Genomic DNA, 20,172 nt, shown 5'->3' with positions numbered 1-20,172 from the left:
TAACTATGATGCAAAGTGTAGATATCGCTATTGTTGGCGGTGGAATGGTTGGACTCACACTCGCGGCGGCGTTGAAAAACACCGACCTCAGGATTGCGGTTATCGAGGGGCAGGAGCCGCAAAGTGAACTGAGTGAGCTGCCGGATTTGCGTGTATCGGCGCTAAGTCGCTCAAGCGAAATGGTGCTAGAGAACATTGGTGCATGGCAAGGCATCGCCAGCCGACGCCTCTCTCCGTATATGGCGATGGAGGTGTGGGAGCGAGACAGTTTTGCCCGAATTGAGTTTAATGCCAAGCATCTCGCTCAGCCTGACCTTGGGCATATTGTCGAGAATCGTGTAGTGCAGTTGGCCTTGCTCGAACAAGTTAAAAACCAAGCCAATGTCAGTTTATTTGTTGCCACTCGCTGCCAGTCGATGGTCATGAGTGAGCGTGAGGCATGGCTGACGCTAGATAACGGGCAGTCACTGACGGCAAAGTTGGTGGTGGGCGCCGATGGTGCGAACTCCTGGGTGCGCAAGCAGTCGGATATCCCTCTCACTAGTTGGGATTATGGTCATAGCGCTATTGTAGCCAATGTGCGCACCACAGAGCCACACAACAAGGTGGCGCGACAAATCTTTACTCCTCAAGGGCCGTTGGCATTTCTGCCCCTACAGCAATCTCATCTCAGTTCGATTGTCTGGTCGATTGAGCCTAATCGTGCAGAGCAGTTAATGGCGATGAGTGACAGCGAGTTTAATAAGGCTCTGACGGTTCAGTTTGATAACAAGTTAGGCTTGTGCCAAGTCGAGGGCGAGCGTGCCGCGTTCCCGCTCAAAATGCGCTATGCGCGTGATTTTGTCGCCCAGCGTGTGGCGCTGGTGGGGGATGCAGCGCACACCATTCATCCATTAGCGGGCCAAGGGGTCAATCTTGGATTGCTAGATGCAGCTAGCCTTGCTCAGGAAATTGAGCGCTTGTGGGCACAGGGTAAAGATATCGGCAGTCACCAGCAATTACGTCGTTACGAGCGCTGGCGTAAGGCGGAAGCGGCGAAGATGATCGCGGCAATGCAGGGGTTTCGTGACTTGTTTAGTGGTGGAAATCCGGCGAAAAAACTCGTGCGAGGTCTCGGAATGCAGTTTATTGGTCATTTACCAGGGGCTAAAGATGAGATTATGAAGCGTGCTCTAGGGTTAAAAGGAGACTTACCGGTTTTAGCTCGTCCCGACTACCACTCGGTGAAGCCTTGAGAGCGACAAAGATGAAAAAGGAGACCTTGAGGTCTCCTTTTTACCAAATCTAGTAAGCCAACCTGAGCTTCATTACCTCGCTGTTGACCTCATTGACAGCGCGAAAATGGCGCTGATCTGCCTTCTCTGGCAGGACCAATTTACCTTGGTCAAATTCAAACTTGCCGATGCCGTTGATGTATATTCTTCCTTTGAACAATCGAGTTACGTGTTTCGCTATTAAGCCTGGGATATAGCGTTTGAACAGTCTCATTTATACATTTTCCTTATTCGCTAGTGCCGGACAATTATAAGAAAGTCGTCTCCAAAAAAGTGTGATTTATTGGACGTATCGGTTACAAAAACAAACTGGTTCGGATATTTGTGCTTTATCAGACAACTTTTAGGTCATAAGTTCCATTTTACGTGACTTGCCCCTCAAGTTTTTTTCTGATTTCTAACCCTATTATTACCGCCTAGCGACCCGGCTCAGTAGCATTGGGGGGATGGGGTAAAAATAGCGCTCGTGAGCTGTGAAAAAAGCCCGCACCGTGAAGTGTGCGGGTGAATAGTTACAGATGCATAACACAATAGTGGATTTTCTGAATAATCAGTGGATTCACTTTGATTGATGTCCAAGTCATGCTTGGGCGGATACCGCAAAATTCCTCACCAATAAGATTAAGTTAACGAATTTTTAACGATTGCGCTACATCTATTTTATCTATAAACACCCTCATCATTAATGAGTGAGAAAAAGTGTGATGAGTGGTGTACTTTGATAGGTATAAAAGTATCTTACTTGGCTTTCTAAGTATTTAATCGCGGCAGATATCACCACAGCTCGGCGAGCAAAGGCGGACCAGATCGGCGAGCTCAATCGCCAGCCCAGCCAGTCGCTTGCCACTGCTGATGGAGACTACTTGCTGCGATTTTAAGCGCTTATCGAGAATAATCGGCATCGGTTGCTTTAGTCTCAACGGGGCGACGCAGCCAAGTTGATAGCCAGTGATTGCCTCAAGTTGGCTGTGATCAACGCAGGTCATTCTCCGCCAGCCAAGAAGGGCACGGACCTTTTTGGGGTCAACGCTTTGATCCCCAGGCACGCAAGCCAGCGCGTAACGATCTGACATATCCCGCAGTAGAATTGATTTGACCATTTGCTGACTATCAATGCCCCTGGCTTGCGCTGTGTCTTCGATAGTGATGGTCTCATGTTTCTGTCTCAGCAGGCGATAATTCACCTGCTGTTGATCAAGAAAGTCCATCAATGGGGTGTGAAACGGCTTACTCATCTTCTAGGCTGTATGGCAGTGGGAGCAGTTGCCAGTGACTTTCGTCTTGCTGAGCAAGGCGGAGCTGGGTATCAGGCTCAAGGTTATTGGGCACAATCGCCAGTCCAATGACTCGGCCATCAGCAAATTGGTAGTAGCAAAGCAGGCGACCAAGAGCGCGCCAGTTCTCACCCACAGAGCGCTCTAAGCTAACCTCTTGCTCAAGCGTTTCTGCGGTCGTGCTTTGTACGATCACCATTTGGCGTTTGTTCATACCGCGATATTTGGCGCGAGCGACCGTCTCTTGACCGGTGTAGCAACCTTTAGAGAAGCTGATCCCCCCTACGGCATGCAGGTTTACCGCCTGTGGGATGTGCTCATTTTGCATGAAGTCTTCAACAACCGGTTGAGCCTCACGGATATCCACCAAGGTCCAGAGTGCGCTATCTACCCAAAGCGAAGGGTGGAGCTTGGCAAGCTCGCTTGCTTGGGTTGGTTCGAGCAGCAGTAACCAGCGCTGTTGGCCAATTTTTACTGCCGTGCCGCCAGTGACCTGACGCACATCGCCACGGTCTTCACTCAGTTGATCAACGAATTGCTCAGCTTGATCACCAATAACACCCAGCAAGGTGTCTTGACTTGCTTCGATGTTCACCTTGGAAAATACCGCGTATTTTTTTAGCTCAGTGAGCTCCTTATCCACCGCCGATTGTGGCTGGAGCATGGCGTAGGTCTCACCGTGATGGAAGAGACGAAAAGCGGACCAGAGTTTTCCCTTGGCATCACAATGTCCGCCGAGCGTCGATTGTTCAGCGGCAAGCGACACCACATCACAGGTAACTTGACCTTGAAGGTACGACTTTCGATCGTCACCAGATAGGGTGATGAGCCCCAACTGGTTTAAGTGGCACAATGACAGTGCTGGCAGTGTTTCATCTGGGGTGAGGGGTAACGGTGTGTTGAGCTTATTCCAATCCATGCGCGCGTGACCTTTATGGTTAAGTTTTTCTAATGGTAATCCTCAATGTGAGGGCGCATCAAGCTGCTTCAAGTTCACAGTGAGAAAAAATCTTGGGTTGGGCAGAACGTGATTTAGGTTGTGGCTTTTTCAGGGCGGGTTGATACACTCGTTACACTGCAATTGGTAGAGGATTATCGATGTATACCCAAGAAGACAAGGCGCGTATTAAGTGGGCGTGTCGCCGTGGCATGTTAGAGCTTGATGTGGTGATCATGCCGTTTTTTGAAGAGTGCTTTAACTCACTGACTGAATCAGAGCAACAGGACTTTGTCTCGCTTCTCGAGTGTGATGATCCTGAGCTGTTCAGTTGGGTAATGGGACATGGGCGCAGTGAGAATCTCAGTCACGCGTCGATGGTAGACAAGATCGTTGCCCATAACTTGTCCAAGGTACGTTAGTACTCAACCCAACTCATATTCTCGCGCTCAACTGGTCATGGTGATTGTGACGCCATGGCTGATTTGGGCGCTGTGTGTTTTTTCCCCTTCTCTCGCGCTTAGCTTTTGTTTGCTCTACATCTGGCATCAGCTGGTAAAAACTCGAGCGATTTTCCCACCAAGCTGGTCTGGACGAATACGTATCGACCCTAGCGGTGAGGTCGGTTTCTATTTAATGCCCTATGACGCGCAGAGTGTTAAACGCGCATTGTGCTGTTATGCCGACATTTTTATCCTTGTCACCCTAAGCAACAACACGCGCTGGGTTCTATGGCGAACCAGCATGAAAGATCAAGATTACCGTCAACTATTACTCTGGCTAAGGCGAGGGCATACCGGCTAGGGCATACCGGCTAGGGCATACCGGCTAGGGCGTACCGGCTAGGGCCACCCCTCGCACCGTAGGGCTATGCCCGTCCCCGCACCTCGCTCCTTTGTTCGCCCCTTTATTTAAGCGGTTGACTCGGGTCGAGAATTGTCGGTCCGCTATCCTTGGCAGGTTGAGGATAATCAAGCGTGTAATGCAACCCACGACTCTCTTTACGCTGCATCGCACAGCGTACCATCAGCTCAGCAACTTGCAAAAGGTTACGTAGCTCGAGCAGGTTGTTTGATACCTTAAAGTTACTGTAGTACTCATGGGTTTCTTGTTGCAGAAGCTGGATGCGGCGCAGCGCGCGCTCAAGGCGTTTATCGGTGCGTACGATGCCCATGTAATCCCACATAAACAGGCGTAGTTCATGCCAGTTGTGCTGGATGATCACCTCTTCATCGGAGCATGAAACCTGACTCTCATCCCAAGCTGGAATTCTGTCGACCCACTCGACTTGGTCAAGGTGGCGTAGTACATCCTTAGCCGCAGACCAAGCGTAAACCACACATTCAAGCAGTGAGTTAGAGGCCATGCGATTAGCACCATGCAAACCGGTATAGCTGACTTCTCCAATCGCATAAAGGTTGCTGATGTCACTACAGCCTTGCTGATCAACAATCACACCACCACAGGTGTAGTGCGCCGCAGGCACAATAGGGATCGGCTCCTGGGTCATATCGATGCCAAGGTCAAGTAACCGAGAATGGATGGTGGGGAAATGTTTCTCGATAAAGGCGGTTGGTTTGTGGCTGATGTCTAGGTACATACAGTCAGCACCTAGGCGCTTCATCTCAAAGTCTATCGCACGCGCGACGATATCACGTGGGGCGAGCTCTTCACGCGCGTCGAAGTCCGGCATAAAGCGACTGCCGTCCGGGCGTCGCAAGTAGGCGCCTTCACCGCGCAGCGCTTCGGTAAGAAGGAAATTACGCGCCTCTGGGTGGAACAGGCACGTTGGATGGAACTGGTTAAACTCAAGATTTGCCACGCGACATCCTGCCCGCCATGCCATAGCGATACCATCACCCGATGAAACATCGGGGTTGGAGGTGTACTGATACACCTTGGAAGCGCCACCGGTTGCTAGTACTACGAACTTGGCTTTAACGGTTTCAACGCGCTCTTTGATCCGGTTCCAGATATAAGCGCCGACCACGCGCTTTTGTCCATCACTGCCCGTTTGGGTGACTAAATCCAGGGCATTATGGCGTTCAAGGACGTGAATATTAGGGTGATTATGAGCATTATCTTGCAGCGAGGTTTGCATTGCCATTCCGGTGGCATCTGCGGCATGAAGAATTCGACGGTGACTATGACCGCCCTCGCGCGTCAGGTGGTAGCGTGGTTGGTCGTCAGAGTCATCCTCTTCACGATCGAATGGCACTCCACCATCAATCAACCATTGCACACATTTCTTGGCATTTTTGGCGATAAACTCGACCGTGTCCGCCTCACACAAGCCAGCACCAGCAATGAGGGTGTCCTCTACGTGCGACTCTACACTGTCTGATTCATCAAAAACGGCAGCGATACCACCTTGGGCGTAAAAGGTTGCCCCTTCACTACGAGGACCTTTGCTTAAGACCATGACCTTGGCTTTGTTGGCTACTCTCAGCGCCAATGAAAGCCCTGCGGCACCACTGCCTACAACTAACACATCACATTGATGTTCTCGATTTTCACTCATAACTTTAAATCCAATCTCCCAGGTCATCCTGAGCTGGGGCTGTACGGTTATTGTCTAGCCTTGATATCAAGGCAAGGCAAGCCAAACCGCATCACAAATTTATCAATCGCTCCGTATATTAGCAGTTTAGGTTGCTCAGAGCAGTTGATTTCCGTTGCTTTTGTCATTGAATCGACCCAATATTGATATCGAACAGTAATTTTAACCAGCTCACGCTATTTACATCATGAAATAAATTTCTCGGCTTGAGGTGGAACTTTTACTTGGTGCCTGAGTCACAATAAGTGCTCACATACGCGGTGGTGTAGTGACTGCTAAAGCAAGATGATGCTCATATCTGCGAGGATAAGAGCCATAATAACAAATGGGAGTAGCCGCTCGAATGAACGAGCAGACTGATCAGGTTCTTGTAGAGCGAGTTCAGAACGGAGATAAACAAGCATTTAACTTATTGGTGATTCGCTATCAAAATAAGGTGTGCAACCTGATATCTCGGTATATCAATAATTCTGGTGACGTTGCCGATGTCGCTCAAGAGGCATTTATTAAGGCCTATCGAGCGTTGCCATCGTTTAGGGGCGAGAGTGCGTTTTATACCTGGTTGTACAGAATTGCTGTCAACACGGCGAAGAACCACATCGTTGCTCAAAGTCGTCGGCCGCCAGCCACGGATGTTGATGCTGAAGACGCTGAATTTTACGAGACCGGCAGTGCGCTAAAAGAAATATCGAACCCTGAGAACCTGACGTTGTCCAACGAGTTGAAACGCACGGTTTTTGCGGCGATTGAAGCACTGCCAGAAGATTTAAAGACAGCAATGACTTTGCGTGAGCTTGATGGGCTTAGCTATGAAGATATTGCTGAAGTGATGGATTGCCCGGTTGGAACCGTGCGTTCGCGAATTTTCCGCGCCCGGGAAGCAGTTGAGAAGAGGATTACCCCTCTATTGCAGCGACACTGACCAGGCGATTAAACTAATCAAGATTTGAACCAATCAATAATGGTGAAAAGAATGGCTGACAAAGAAAAACTTTCAGCACTTGTGGATGGTGAAGCGTTAGACGACGATCAACTCATTGCTCTGGCTGAGAGCGATCAAGCCGCGCTAGAAAGTTGGAAGCACTACCATTTAATTGGTGATGTGATGCGTGGTGAAGGCCCTGAACAAGTTAATTGGGATATTGCCAATTCGGTGGCGATAGCGCTTGAGGACGAGGCGCCTCATCAAGGAGCCACAGTCGCGCCGATGCTTGAGGCTCAGCCAGCGCCTGCGGTGGCGAAAAAGCAGCTTCCGGCGTGGATGGCTCCGTTTGGTCAAGTGGCCGTGGCTGCGTGTGTCTCCTTTGTGGTGATCCTTGGCGTCCAGCAATACAGTGGACAAGATGGCCAAGCGACGTCTGAGGTGGCGCAGTTACCAGTTTTACAAACTGTTCCCCTAGCAGGAAGTGTGGAGCCAGTCAGCCTGACCCGAGAATCAGTTCAAGGCAGCTCTGCATCCAATGAAGCGAACGTTCATGAGCAGCACCGACGTATCAATGCGGTACTTCAAGATTATGAACTCCAGCTGCGATTAAACAGCGGGAATGAGATTGCTTCCAAGCTCAATCAAAAGCCGATAGTTGAATGAAAAAAATACTGATCAGTGCCCTGACACTGTTCGGTCTGAGCATCCACTCAGCCTCTGCAGAGCAACCTGCAGAGGTCCTATTACAGGAGATGCATCAGGCCAGTGAGCAATTGAGTTACGAGCTCTCTTACATCTTAATCAAAAAGAACAGCATTGAACCGCTGTTGTATCGCCATGCGTCCCTCGAGCAACAACAACTTGCCCATCTTTTGTACCTCAGCGGCCCTGTTCGCGAGGTCATTCGTCGTGGTGACGAGGTGAGTTATGTTGAGCCGGGGATCGAGCCCTTCACGGTCGAGTCGAGTGATATGGTGGCACCTACCATCCCGCTTTTGCACAGTGACATCGACTACCTGAGCATGAACTACGATTTTGTCAGTGTTGGTCGTGCGCGTGAAGCAGGTAGTGCGACTCAGGTGGTGCGCATCGTGCCAAAAGATGGTATGCGCTACTCTTATGTGCTGTGGATTGATGAAACCACGCGCTTGCCACTGCGTGCTGATCTGCTTGATCGCGATGGCGAGGTGCTTGAGCAGTACCGCACGATTTCCTTTGTGGTCAACGAACAGATCTCAGAGATCATGTCGGGTCTGCGCAACGTGACACTGCCTGATGTACTAAGTCTACCTAAAGGTAATGTCAACCGCGCCGGGTGGAACGTCGGTTGGGTACCGAATGGCTTTGAGCCGACGGATGTGAACCGCTATCGCATGGCAAGCACCGATCGTGTGGTTGAGACGCAGATGTACACTGATGGCCTGTTTAACTTCTCCATCTATATTGCTGAGCGAGATGAAAACTCACTGCCAGGGCAGGTGGTGCGTCAAGGGCGTCGCACGCTACACACCTTTGTCAAAGGCAGCGCCGAGATCTCAGTCGTTGGCGATATTCCACCCTCAACGGCGCAGCGTATTGCGCAGTCTGTCTCATTTGATCCACTCAAGGCACCAGAACAATGATCACCGCATTAGCCCAAGTCGTCTCAGTTGAGCCATGCTCTGTGGGTTGGCGGGCGCAATTGCACTGTGAGCAGCAATCGAGTTGCAGTGGCTGCGCGCAAAAAAGCAGCTGCGGGACTGGGATTGTCTCTGGTGCAGTCGGCAACAAAACCCTGCGCTGGACACTGGATACCGAGCAAGCGGTGCAGGTGGGGGACACGGTCGAGATTGGCCTGCCTGAGCGTCAGTTGCTCAGTTTTGCTGCCACTGTTTACTTACTTCCACTACTTTTTCTGCTCCTTGGCGCTGTGATGGGGCAGGTCTGGGTACAGCCTCTTATCGGTGCAGGCGAGGGGGCCATTATTCTCGCTGCGGTGCTGTTTGCTTTTTTAGGCTTTGTTCTCGCTAAGTGGTTGGTACGGCGAAAAGAGCGCGCGACATCTGAGCAGGTGATCCTGCTAAGAATTTTGGGCAGCCAGATACCAGTTGTCTAAAATGGATGCGAAGCGCAGAGAAATTCGGTAGAATCTGCCCACTTATTTGTTGGCTCGCAGCGATTCGCTCGCCAACAACGTCATTTTGATAACAGAGTTTAGTCACACCATCCTATGAAGCACATTCGCAATTTTTCGATTATCGCCCACATCGACCACGGTAAGTCGACTCTATCAGACCGCCTAATTCAAGTTTGTGGTGGCCTTAGTGAGCGTGAAATGGACGCGCAAGTTCTCGATTCTATGGATCTTGAGCGTGAGCGTGGCATTACCATCAAGTCTCAGAGTGTGACGCTTAATTACAAAGCGAAAGATGGTGAGACTTATCAGCTTAACTTTATCGACACCCCAGGACACGTTGACTTCGCTTACGAAGTTTCGCGCTCATTAGCCGCTTGTGAAGGCGCGCTGCTGGTTGTTGATGCTGGTCAAGGCGTTGAAGCGCAGACCCTAGCTAACTGTTACACCGCGATCGAAATGGACCTTGAGGTTGTGCCAATCTTGAACAAGATTGACCTGCCAGCTGCCGATCCTGAGCGCGTCTCGGAAGAGATCGAAGAGATTGTCGGTATCGACGCGATGGAAGCGACTCGCTGTTCGGCAAAAACCGGTATTGGTGTTGACGATGTACTTGAGAACATCGTTTCTGCTATCCCTGCGCCAGAGGGTGACCCTGAAGCGCCACTACAAGCTTTGATCATCGACTCTTGGTTCGATAACTATCTTGGTGTAGTGTCACTGGTGCGTATTAAGAATGGCGCACTGAAAAAGAACGACAAGATCAAGGTAATGAGCACCGGTCAGGTGTGGGGTGTAGACCGCTTGGGTATCTTTACCCCTAAACAAGAAGACACCACTGAGCTGCAAACCGGCGAGGTAGGTTGGGTTGTATGTGGTATCAAGGATATCCTTGGCGCACCAGTTGGTGATACCTTGACGCTGGCGAAAGGTGGCTGTGAGGAAGCGCTGCCTGGTTTCCAAAAAGTAAAACCTCAAGTTTATGCCGGTCTATTCCCGGTCTCTTCAGATGATTACGAGAACTTCCGTGATGCGCTAGGCAAACTGAGCCTCAACGACGCTTCTCTGTTCTATGAGCCAGAGAACTCAGCGGCACTGGGCTTTGGTTTCCGTTGTGGTTTCCTAGGCATGTTGCACATGGAGATCATCCAAGAGCGTCTCGAGCGTGAGTACGACCTTGACTTGATCACCACGGCGCCGACAGTAGTTTACGAAGTAGAGCGCACTGATGGCGAACTGCTGTATGTCGATAGCCCAGCGAAACTGCCTGCGGTAAACGATATTGAAGAGATCCGTGAGCCGATTGCTCGCTGTAACATCCTTGTGCCATCTGAGTACCTAGGTAACGTGATCACCCTGTGTGTAGAGAAGCGTGGTATTCAGGTCGATATGGTGTATCACGGCAACCAAGTTGCAGTGGTTTACGATATCCCAATGGCTGAGGTTGTGCTCGATTTCTTCGATCGCCTGAAGTCAACCTCACGTGGTTATGCATCACTGGACTACAACTTCCAGCGCTTCGAGGCATCGAACATGGTACGCGTTGACGTACTACTGAACGGCGACACGGTTGATGCTCTGGCGATGATCACGCACAAAGATCAGTCTCAGACTCGTGGTCGTCAGCTGGTTGAGAAGATGAAAGAGTTCATCCCTCGTCAAATGTTTGATATCGCGATCCAGGCTGCAATTGGTAACCACATTATCGCGCGCTCGACTGTGAAGCAGTTACGTAAAAACGTAATCGCTAAGTGTTACGGTGGTGACGTGAGTCGTAAGAAGAAACTGCTTAAGAAGCAGAAAGAAGGTAAGAAACGCATGAAGCAGATCGGTAACGTGGAACTGCCGCAAGAGGCGTTCTTGGCGATTCTGCACGTGGGTAAAGACTAATTACTCCGACTTGGATCGCCGCTCAATGTGTGTGGTGGTCTGAGCCAAATAGATCGAACAAGTGTTTTGTTACGATAGTGATTTGTTATGAGTGAAAGGGTTTAGGCTCTTTCACTTTCGTATTTTTAAGATAAGGGAAGTCAATGGCAAATACGTTTTCACTCATTCTTGTCATAGTGACATTAGTGACGGGTATAGTATGGGCGCTGGAAAAATGGGTTTGGGCGAAAAAGCGTGCGCAAGTCCTTGCGGCCGCTGAAGCTCAAACCGAGCAACTCGATGCCCAGGTGGTCGAGAAACTGCAAACTCAGCCTTGGTGGGTAGAGAACAGCGTCTCAATTTTCCCAGTGATTGCGATTGTGCTGGTATTGCGCTCCTTTATCTATGAGCCGTTTCAGATCCCATCAGGGTCAATGATGCCGACCTTGCTGGTGGGTGATTTTATCCTGGTAGAGAAGTACGCGTATGGGATTAAAGACCCGGTGTGGCGTAAAGAGTTGGTTGCAACGGGCAAGCCTGAACATGGCGATATCGCGGTGTTTAAGTACCCACCACAACCAAATATTGACTACATTAAACGTGTCATTGGTCTGCCTGGTGATACGGTTCGCTACAGCGCGCAGAAAGAGCTATGTGTCCAGCCGCAAGGTGAGCGTACTTGCCGCCCGTTGCCGCTGTCTAATGTTAGAGAGAGTGAGTTCTCGCAGAACAATATCCCTCTGATGCAAATGAATGAAACCCAGGGCGAGTTGCAATACGAGGTGCTTGCGCACCCACTGCGTCGTGATCGCGTCGAAGCGTATATGCCGCGACCTGGCGTCAATGAATGGGTTGTCCCACAAGGTCAATACTTTGTAATGGGTGACAACCGTGATAATAGTGCCGATAGCCGTTACTGGGGCTTTGTGCCCGAGGAAAACCTCGTTGGTAAGGCGGTCGCTATCTGGATCAGCTTCGAGTTTGAGCGCGATCCAAGCAGCTTCCTACCAGGTTGGATTCCAACAGGGGTTCGCTTTAACCGCATCGGTGGTATTCAATAGTCTGGCCTTAGCCAGCAATAACACCACGAGAGAGTATGAATTCTCAAATTGAAAAACTACAAACAAAGCTCGGCTATCAGTTTAAAGATGGCGAGCTTTTGAACCTGGCACTGACTCACCGCAGTGCCAATGGTAAACACAATGAGCGTCTTGAGTTTCTGGGCGATTCAATTTTAAGTTTTGTCATTGCTGATGATCTTTACCACCGTTTCCCTAAGGTGACGGAAGGGGATATGAGCCGCATGCGTGCCACTTTGGTACGCGGTAATACTCTAGCGGAGTTGGGTCGTGAGTTTGAGCTGGGTGACTACTTAAAATTAGGTCCAGGCGAGCTTAAGAGCGGCGGCTTCCGTCGTGACTCGATTCTTGCTGATGCCGTTGAGGCGATCATGGGGGCCGTCTATCTCGACAGCGATGTAGAGACTATCCGTGGCATTATCCTTGATTGGTATAAGTCGCGCCTTGAGGCTATCGAGCCTGGCGTTTCACAAAAAGACCCAAAGACTCGCCTTCAAGAGTTTTTGCAAGGCAGAAGAAAACCACTGCCAGTCTACACAGTGACTAATATTAAAGGTGAAGCACACAACCAAGAGTTTACGGTGTCGTGTGAGGTTGCAGGTATAGGGAAGCCTGTTGTCGGTAAAGGTACCAGTCGTCGCAAGGCAGAGCAAGCGGCCGCTGAGACAGCACTAGGGCAGTTGACCAATGGCTGATTCTACTGAAAACAACGAGTTCGATATTGATGCATTCTTCTCCTCAACGGGCGAAGTCTCATCTCCTGAGAACCAACACTGTGGCTTTATCGCCATCGTGGGTCGCCCTAATGTGGGTAAATCAACGCTACTGAACAAGATCCTGGGTCAAAAGATCTCGATCACGTCACGTAAGCCGCAAACCACGCGTCACCGCATCATGGGTGTCGATACCGAGGGTGATTACCAAGCGATTTATGTCGACACTCCGGGTCTGCACATCGAAGAGAAGCGCGCCATCAACCGCTTAATGAACCGCGCGGCAAACTCTTCGCTGAGTGATGTGAACTTGGTGTTCTTCTTGGTTGACGGTACCCACTGGACTAAAGACGACGAGATGGTGCTGACCAAGCTGCAGAAGTCGAACTTCCCAGTCGTGCTATGTGTCAACAAGGTTGATAACGTGCAAGACCGCAACGACGTGATGCTGCATATGCAGGAGATGTCGAAGAAGATGGAATTTGTTGATGTGGTGCCAATCTCGGCTAAACACGGCAAAAACATTGATGTACTGCGCAAGCACGTGCGCGAGCATCTGCCAAAAGCCACTCATCACTTCCCTGAAGAGTACGTAACCGACCGCTCGCAGCGCTTTATGGCCTCTGAGATCCTGCGTGAGAAGCTGATGCGTTTCACCGGTGACGAGCTGCCATATTCAGTGACGGTTGAGATTGAGCGTTTTGACTACAACCCTGAGACTGACGGTTTCCATATTAATGGTCTTATCTTGGTTGAGCGCAGTGGCCAGAAGAAGATGGTCATCGGCAAAGGTGGTGAGAAGATCAAAACCATCGGCCGTGAGGCACGCCTTGATATGGAAGAGCTGTTCGGTCGCAAGGTCTACCTTGAGACCTGGGTTAAAGTGAAATCAGGTTGGGCAGACGATGAGCGCGCCCTGCGCTCGCTTGGCTATATTGACGATCTATAACCGCAGTGAGGCAGCTTGCTTCGCTCCGAGCTTATCATCCTAAGGAGCCTGACGGCTCCTTTTTTATTGCCTATCCATCAACCATAGAGAAGAGTGGATGTCAGAAGGTCTCCAGCGCTGCTTTGTTTTACATCGGCGCCCGTACAGTGAAACAAGCTTGATCTTGGACGTGTTCAGCGAGGAGCATGGCCGGATAAGCTTGATGTCCAAGGGGGCACGCAGCCGCCGTTCAAACCTCAAAGGGGCACTTCAGCCATTTACGCCACTGCTGCTCAAGTGGTCGGGTAAGGGCTCGATGAAAACTTTGCGCCAAGCGGAGCCGATCAGTCTCGGATTGCCTCTGACTGGCATTAATCTCTACTCAGGAATGTATGTTAATGAGCTGATAGGGCGAGTGTTAGCGCCAGAGGTCGCAATGCCGGCGTTGTTTCATGACTACCTGCATGCGTTAACCGAATTAGCCCAGGCCAATAATCCAGAGCCAGCGCTGCGCCGTTTTGAACTCGCCTTGTTGTCCGCGATGGGCTACGGGGTGGACTTTCTTCATTGTGCCGGTACGGGCGAGCCGATCGACCCTAAGATGACCTATCGCTATCGAGAGGAAAAGGGTTTTATCGCCTCAGTGCGGCGCGATAATTTGACCTTCTTAGGCGATGAGCTGATCGCCATTAGTGAGCGACGTTTCACGACAAAAGAACAACTTAAAGCGGCAAAGCGCTTTACACGCATAGCACTAAAGCCGTATCTTGGCGGAAAACCATTAAAGAGCCGGGAACTGTTTATCGCAACACTTCCCAAAGCACGGAGTACAACACAATGAGCTCGATTTATTTAGGTGTCAATATTGACCATATCGCGACGGTTCGTAATGCACGTGGAACCAAGTATCCAGACCCAGTGCACGCAGCAGAGATTGCAGAGCGTGCTGGCGCGGATGGCATCACTATCCACTTGCGTGAAGACCGTCGTCATATTGTTGATCGCGATGTACGCATCCTGCGCGAGACGCTGCAAACACGCATGAACCTTGAGATGGCTGTGACCGATGAGATGATTGAGATTGCCTTGCAAACACAGCCAGAGTACGTGTGTTTAGTACCAGAAAAGCGTGAAGAGCTGACTACTGAAGGCGGCCTTGATGTCGTGGGTCAACTTGACAAGATCAAGGCAGCAACGGAGAAGCTGGCTGCTGCTGGCATCAAGGTATCTCTGTTTATCGATGCTGACCGCCAGCAAATCGATGCGGCGAAAGCCTGTGGCGCACCATTTATCGAGCTGCACACCGGTCAGTACGCTGAGGCAGAGAACGACGAAGATCAGCAAGATGAGCTGAAGAAGATTGCTGCAGCGGCAAGCTACGCGCACGACCTTGGTATCATGGTTAACGCCGGTCACGGCCTGACTTACCACAACGTTGCCCCAATCGCGGCACTGCCTGAGATCTATGAGCTGAACATCGGTCACTCGATCATTGGTCGTGCACTATTCGATGGTCTGCACAAAGCAGTAGCGGACATGAAAGCCGTAATGGTTGCAGCGCGCAAGTAAGCGCCAAGGATTGCCCAATGCCCGTAGTAGGAATCGGTACGGATATCGTCGAGATCGCCCGAGTTGAAAAGGCACTCGAGAAAAGCAACGCGCTGGTTTATCGCATCCTTAGCGAGGCCGAGCAGGTGGTGTTTAAGCAAAGCAAACAGCCCGCTCGTTACCTTGCCAAGCGTTTTGCCGTCAAAGAGGCCGCAGCCAAAGCACTTGGAACTGGCATCGCACGCGGGGTCAGCTTTCAAGATTTCACCGTCACCAACGATGAGCTCGGCAAGCCAGAGCTCAGCCTTACTGGCGCCGCCCAGCAGTTTGCCGACGCCTTGTCTGCTCACTCCATCTTGGTCACGATAGCGGATGAAAAGCGCTATGCGGTGGCTACTGTCGTTATGGAATCTTAAAACAGAGGCGAGAATCGAGATCGTTTCACTGCGAGAACGCTTCGCTCGAGGTGGTGTAACACTTGACAGCGGTGGTAAAGGTTGGAGAATTTTCGCCTCTCGCCTCTCGCCTCTCGCCTCTCGCCTCTCGCCTCTCGCCTCTCGCCTCTCGCCTCTCGCCTCTCGCCTCTCGCCTCTCGCCTTTCGCCTCTCGCCTCTCGCCTCTCGCCTTTAAGCAAGGTAAGGCTCTGCCGCCGCGATCACCTTCTCCATCTCGTCTTGCAGTTCGAACAGTTCAGGCTCTAGGTCTTCAATGCTCATGTCGGAGCGTAGGCCTTTTTCGAGTTCGGCGCAGACTTTTTTCAGGCGCGGGACGCCGCTGTAGGAGCAGCTACCGTTGAGTTTGTGGACAAAGTGGAGCAGGTCTGGTTGCGCCTGGGTTTGTGGGTCAAGGACGCTATCGACCACCTCACTGACCTCTGGGATAAACTCAATCAGCATACGCAGCATGTCTTTGGCCAGATCTTGCTTGTTGGCGGATTGTTTGAGGGCCAGCTGCCAGTCGATGATCAGGTTTTGGTTACTGGTTTGCGTCAGGGGTTCACTCTTGATTGGCTCAAGCTCGATCGCCTCGACTTCACTTTCATCGCGGTTAGGGTTCCAACGGACCAAGACCTGCTGCAGGATGTGCTCCTCGATTGGCTTGGTGAGGTAATCGTCCATCCCTGCTTCCAGTAAGCGCTCTCGCTCGCCCTGCATCGCGTGGGCAGTGACGGCAATAATTGGTGTGTCACCATTCAGATCAGAGGTCTTAATCGCCTTACAGGCGGTGACGCCATCCATCCTAGGCATCTGAATATCCATCAAGATGATGTCGAATTTCTCTTGCTGCGCGCACTCAACAGCTTCAATACCATCATTACACGCCACCACATTCTTCACTCGCTCTTGGAGAAGCGCCGAGATCAGCTTGAGATTGGCACTGTTATCATCCACCGCCATCACAGTGAGAGGGAGTAGCTCTTCTGGTGTGTGTTGACTCACAGGCTCAATCACCAGCTCTGGCTGGAGCACCACTAAGTTTTGCAACAACTTACGTCTTGAAAGTGGTTTAGGAATACAGGGAACATTGAGCTCTGCCGTAATTTTGGTTGCCAGCGCCAGCTCGGTACTTGGCAGGCCGACCGAGACATGAGTTGCCATCTTTTGTGCCTGTTTCACTTGCTCACGTACCTCATCGAAGCTGTGCTCTGTGTCCGGGGCAAAGTTGACGATTGCGTAATCGTAGTGGCCAATTTCATCTGGCATGGTTGAGCGATAGCTGACCTGCATATTAGATACTGAGAGCATCTGTTGCAGCACAGTTGCGGCTTGAATATTTGGCTCGACTAACAGTACGGTGCGATTGGCCAGGCAAGCGGTATCAATCAAATCAGATACTGGCATATTGGTGGTGGCCAGTTGGATCGTGTACCAGAAGGTTGATCCTTGGTGCAGGCGGCTGGTGAGGCTGATCTCACCGCCCATCTGGCTAACTAGCTTCTGGGTGATCACTAGCCCAAGCCCAGTACCACCGTAGCGACGTGAGATACTGGCATCGGCTTGTGAGAAGGCTTGGAACAGTTGAGCTTGTTGGCGCTCGGAGATACCGATGCCGGTATCACGGACCATAAACTGCAGCTCAATCATATCTTCTTTCTGTGAGCGCAGCTCAACACTGATATCGATATTGCCACGGTCGGTAAACTTGATTGAGTTACCTACTAGGTTGGTCAAGACCTGTTGAATACGCAGCGGATCACCAACCATACCAGCTGGAATTTTGGGATCGATCTTGAGTGTCAGCTCAAGGCCTTTCTCGTGGGCTGAGGTTGCCTGCAGGCTCACTACCTCTTCCAGGCTCTCTTGGAAGTCAAATGGGATATTCTCAAGGGCGAGCTTACCTGCTTCTAGTTTGGAGAAGTCTAGGATGTCATTGATGATGCTAAGCAGGTTATTAGCTGATTTCTCGATAGTTTGCAGGTAGTCAGTCTGGCTAGCGGTCAATTGGGTTTTCAGCATTTGGCGCGAGAAGCCAATCACGCCATTAAGTGGCGTTCTCAGCTCATGCGACATATTGGCTAGGAACTCAGATTTGACTCGCGCCGCCTCTTGGGCCCGTTTTTTAGCGATATCGAGCTCGACGTTTTGGATCTCAAGCTGCTCAAGGGTTTCACGTAAGTCGGAGGTGGCCTGATCAATGCTGTGCTGCATCTCGGTATGATAAGCAGACAAGGATTCCGCCATCGCGTTGATACCATTTTTCAATGAGTCGAGTTCGCCATGCATCTTACCATCAATCCGCACATCGACGTGACCACGGCGGATCCGGTCAACCACCTCACGCATATGGTCAATAGGTCTCGTGACGTCGTGCATCAAGCGCAAGGCAAAGGCAGTCGAGAGGGCCAAGCCAAGGATCATTACTGAGATAGCAATAATGATCTCGCGGTACTGTTGCAGGCGCAGTGAAGAGAGATCCAGCTCCATCGAGATATAGCCAAGGGCTTTCGCATCGTGCTCACTGAGATCGGGCAGGGCGACAAAGCGTGTTTCGGGGATGATCGGGGCGCGCAGAATCAGTGTGTTATCTTCAATCTGAATCGAAGGCAGCAAGGGGATCGGCTCGCTGCGATCATAGGTGAGCGACTGAAATTGAGGGTGAAAGTTTGAGGTCACAAACAGCTCATGGCTGGAGTCGAACACAGCAATACTGCGCACAATACGTGAGTTTTTGCGGTGCGCGTAACTGATGATACGCCTTACCGACTCGCGACTTTGGGTCATCATGCCATCTTCACTGGCAATTGCCATAGGCTCGATAATACTTAGGCCTGAGTTGATAACTTGTCTCTCGAGGTCGTGATAGCGAGTGAATGAGAAAAAAGCACACAGTAGCAAACCAATAATTAGGGTTGGGGCGAGAGTCAGGGTGATTACCCGAGCGCGTAAGCCATATCGTGTCATTATTCTCTAAACTTAACCGGTTGGATGTGGGACAATACTCTCTCTTTTATATCACAGATATGCACAGAGCGGATCGATTTGCGCTTCTGTGTACGACATCAAACGCATCCTTCAGATTAGGCAACACTCATGGCGCGTATTTTCCAAGCAAAGAAAAAATCCCCTTTAAATACCAAACACTTTGAGATCACGGTTGAAAAACTCGACGCTCATGGTGCTGGCATCGCTTATCACAACCGTAAGCCTGTCTTTATCGAGGGAGCGCTGCCACGAGAGCGTGTGCTGATCCAACTGGTGGAGCAGAAGAGCAAATACGCCCGAGCGACTCTGATCAAGGTTCTCGAGCCAAGTGATAAGCGTATCGCACCGTTTTGCCCCCACTATGCCCAGTGTGGCGGGTGCAACATGCAACATCTCAACGTGCAAGATCAGATTGAGTATAAGTCGCAGGCGCTCTCCGGGCTATTTAAGAAATTTGCCAAGCAAGAGCTGCCATTATCGACCCCAGTGGCGGATAGCCAGCCGGATTATCGTCGCCGCGCCCGCTTTAGTGTGTTTTGGGATAAAAAGCGTGCGCAGCTCAGTTTCGGCTTTCGCAAGAAAAACAGCAAGCAGATAGTGGATATCGATCAGTGCCCAATCCTCGATAGCGGCCTCAACCAGTTGATGGTGCCACTTCAGCAAACTCTGCGCGGCTTCCAGCACCCTGACCGTCTTGGTCATGTTGAACTGGTTAGAGGAGATAACGCGGCGATAATATTGGTGCGAACAATAAAGCTGCTTGGTGACTCTGATCGCAATGCGCTTGAGTCGCTGTGCCGTGGGCTCGCGGTGACACTGTACTTGCAGCAAGCTGACCAAGCGCTGGAGCATGTGTTGGGCGAGCCGGGTTACTATCAAGAGGTCGGAGTACAAATTCCTTTTGAACCTGTGAACTTTATTCAGGTCAATAAGGGGGTCAATCAGCAAATGGTGGCGCAGGCACTGGATTGGCTGGCACTTGAGTCAAGCGATCGCGTTCTTGATCTGTTCTGCGGGTTGGGTAATTTCAGCTTGCCGATTGCTAAGCAGGTTGATTCTGTGGTGGGAGTTGAGGGCGTTCAGATTATGGTTGATAAGGCGCAAGACAATGCCAAGCGCAACCAATTGAGCAATGTTGAGTTCTACCAAGCGAACCTTGAGCAGGATGTTTCGACCAAGCCATGGGCAGCCAAGCAATTTACCAAAGTGCTGTTGGATCCGGCTCGAGCGGGCGCAACAGGCATCATCGATCACATTGCCAAGCTTGGCGTGGAGCGAGTGGTGTATGTTTCTTGCAATCCTGCTACTCTTGCCAGAGACAGCCAAAGTCTGTTGGCACAAGGCTATACCATGACTCGACTGGGTATGCTGGACATGTTCCCCCATACTAGTCACCTCGAGTCGATGGCTCTGTTTGAGAAAACGGCTAATTCGAAGAATAAATAGCTTGAAAATAGTTGGCTCGAAGAACACGAAAGTCTGAAAAAACAACGACAGCGAATTGAACTCGCGAAGAAAACAAATAGGAAT

20 protein-coding genes are annotated in these 20,172 nt (G+C 50.8%); 15 read left to right on the top strand and 5 right to left on the bottom strand.

What is annotated here, in order from left to right:
• Nucleotides 1-5 precede the first annotated feature (5 nt).
• Nucleotides 6-1,235 (top strand): FAD-dependent 2-octaprenylphenol hydroxylase, encoded by a 1,230-nt coding sequence (locus ACZ5R2_RS15860; protein WP_464900263.1) that lies wholly within the window; start codon nt 6-8, stop codon nt 1,233-1,235.
• Nucleotides 1,236-1,284: 49 nt separating this feature from the next.
• Here the strand turns inward: ACZ5R2_RS15860 and ACZ5R2_RS15855 are convergent, their stop codons facing one another.
• The 3 genes from ACZ5R2_RS15855 to ygfZ form a co-directional block, all read right to left on the bottom strand.
• Nucleotides 1,285-1,488 (bottom strand): DUF1107 domain-containing protein, encoded by a 204-nt coding sequence (locus tag ACZ5R2_RS15855; RefSeq protein ID WP_464900262.1) that lies wholly within the window; start codon nt 1,486-1,488, stop codon nt 1,285-1,287.
• 544 nt (nt 1,489-2,032) lie between these two features.
• On the bottom strand, nt 2,033-2,509 hold the full coding sequence (locus tag ACZ5R2_RS15850; protein WP_464900261.1) for an aminoacyl-tRNA deacylase: 477 nt from the start codon (nt 2,507-2,509) through the stop codon (nt 2,033-2,035).
• Entirely contained in the window at nt 2,502-3,467 is a 966-nt protein-coding gene (gene ygfZ / locus ACZ5R2_RS15845; protein WP_464900260.1) for a tRNA-modifying protein YgfZ, read from the bottom strand. Before ygfZ ends, ACZ5R2_RS15850 begins: the two co-directional genes overlap by 8 nt.
• A 179-nt stretch (nt 3,468-3,646) precedes the next feature.
• On the opposite strand from ygfZ, the gene ACZ5R2_RS15840 reads away from it, so the two are divergent.
• A complete protein-coding gene (locus ACZ5R2_RS15840; protein WP_438461311.1) occupies nt 3,647-3,907 on the top strand; it encodes an FAD assembly factor SdhE in 261 nt (86 codons plus the stop codon).
• Between the two features lie 46 nt (nt 3,908-3,953).
• Complete coding sequence (locus ACZ5R2_RS15835; RefSeq protein WP_464900259.1) at nt 3,954-4,289, top strand: hypothetical protein; 336 nt, start codon at nt 3,954-3,956, stop codon at nt 4,287-4,289.
• 103 nt (nt 4,290-4,392) lie between these two features.
• Here the strand turns inward: ACZ5R2_RS15835 and nadB are convergent, their stop codons facing one another.
• Complete coding sequence (nadB, locus tag ACZ5R2_RS15830) at nt 4,393-6,006, bottom strand: L-aspartate oxidase (protein ID WP_464900258.1); 1,614 nt, start codon at nt 6,004-6,006, stop codon at nt 4,393-4,395.
• 382 nt (nt 6,007-6,388) lie between these two features.
• On the opposite strand from nadB, the gene rpoE reads away from it, so the two are divergent.
• The 11 genes from rpoE (at nt 6,389) to acpS (ending at nt 15,636) form a co-directional block, all read left to right on the top strand.
• A complete protein-coding gene (gene rpoE / locus ACZ5R2_RS15825) occupies nt 6,389-6,967 on the top strand; it encodes an RNA polymerase sigma factor RpoE (RefSeq protein ID WP_464900257.1) in 579 nt (192 codons plus the stop codon).
• A gap of 51 nt (nt 6,968-7,018) precedes the next feature.
• The gene (locus ACZ5R2_RS15820) at nt 7,019-7,633 is read left to right on the top strand and encodes an RseA family anti-sigma factor (RefSeq protein WP_464900256.1); all 615 of its coding nucleotides are present in this window, start codon (nt 7,019-7,021) and stop codon (nt 7,631-7,633) included.
• A complete protein-coding gene (rseB, locus tag ACZ5R2_RS15815; protein ID WP_464900255.1) occupies nt 7,630-8,592 on the top strand; it encodes a sigma-E factor regulatory protein RseB in 963 nt (320 codons plus the stop codon). Before ACZ5R2_RS15820 ends, rseB begins: the two co-directional genes overlap by 4 nt.
• Nucleotides 8,589-9,065, top strand: coding sequence for a SoxR reducing system RseC family protein (locus ACZ5R2_RS15810; protein WP_464900254.1), 477 nt, complete (start codon nt 8,589-8,591; stop codon nt 9,063-9,065). Before rseB ends, ACZ5R2_RS15810 begins: the two co-directional genes overlap by 4 nt.
• Nucleotides 9,066-9,179: 114 nt before the next feature.
• Nucleotides 9,180-10,973, top strand: a complete 1,794-nt coding sequence (gene lepA / locus ACZ5R2_RS15805; protein WP_464900253.1) for a translation elongation factor 4 — start codon at nt 9,180-9,182, stop codon at nt 10,971-10,973.
• 143 nt (nt 10,974-11,116) lie between these two features.
• On the top strand, nt 11,117-12,013 hold the full coding sequence (gene lepB, locus ACZ5R2_RS15800) for a signal peptidase I (protein WP_464900252.1): 897 nt from the start codon (nt 11,117-11,119) through the stop codon (nt 12,011-12,013).
• A 35-nt stretch (nt 12,014-12,048) separates the two neighbouring features.
• Nucleotides 12,049-12,726, top strand: a complete 678-nt coding sequence (gene rnc, locus ACZ5R2_RS15795) for a ribonuclease III (protein ID WP_464900251.1) — start codon at nt 12,049-12,051, stop codon at nt 12,724-12,726.
• Nucleotides 12,719-13,693, top strand: a complete 975-nt coding sequence (gene era, locus ACZ5R2_RS15790) for a GTPase Era (RefSeq protein WP_438461302.1) — start codon at nt 12,719-12,721, stop codon at nt 13,691-13,693. Before rnc ends, era begins: the two co-directional genes overlap by 8 nt.
• Before the next feature lie 97 nt (nt 13,694-13,790).
• Entirely contained in the window at nt 13,791-14,513 is a 723-nt protein-coding gene (gene recO / locus ACZ5R2_RS15785; protein ID WP_438461301.1) for a DNA repair protein RecO, read from the top strand.
• The gene (pdxJ, locus tag ACZ5R2_RS15780) at nt 14,510-15,241 is read left to right on the top strand and encodes a pyridoxine 5'-phosphate synthase (protein ID WP_464900250.1); all 732 of its coding nucleotides are present in this window, start codon (nt 14,510-14,512) and stop codon (nt 15,239-15,241) included. Before recO ends, pdxJ begins: the two co-directional genes overlap by 4 nt.
• A gap of 17 nt (nt 15,242-15,258) precedes the next feature.
• A complete protein-coding gene (gene acpS, locus ACZ5R2_RS15775) occupies nt 15,259-15,636 on the top strand; it encodes a holo-ACP synthase (protein WP_464900249.1) in 378 nt (125 codons plus the stop codon).
• Nucleotides 15,637-15,846: 210 nt separating this feature from the next.
• On the opposite strand, the gene barA is transcribed toward acpS, so the two are convergent.
• Nucleotides 15,847-18,621, bottom strand: coding sequence for a two-component sensor histidine kinase BarA (gene barA, locus ACZ5R2_RS15770; RefSeq protein WP_464900248.1), 2,775 nt, complete (start codon nt 18,619-18,621; stop codon nt 15,847-15,849).
• Nucleotides 18,622-18,750: 129 nt separating this feature from the next.
• Here barA and rlmD point away from each other — a divergent pair, with 129 nt between their 5' ends.
• On the top strand, nt 18,751-20,088 hold the full coding sequence (gene rlmD / locus ACZ5R2_RS15765; RefSeq protein WP_464900247.1) for a 23S rRNA (uracil(1939)-C(5))-methyltransferase RlmD: 1,338 nt from the start codon (nt 18,751-18,753) through the stop codon (nt 20,086-20,088).
• Nucleotides 20,089-20,172: the final 84 nt, after the last annotated feature.

It is taken from the genome of Vibrio sabulosilitoris (assembly GCF_055391395.1).
Note: the sequence above shows the minus strand (reverse complement) of the source record. Positions and strands in the feature narration are given on the sequence as shown.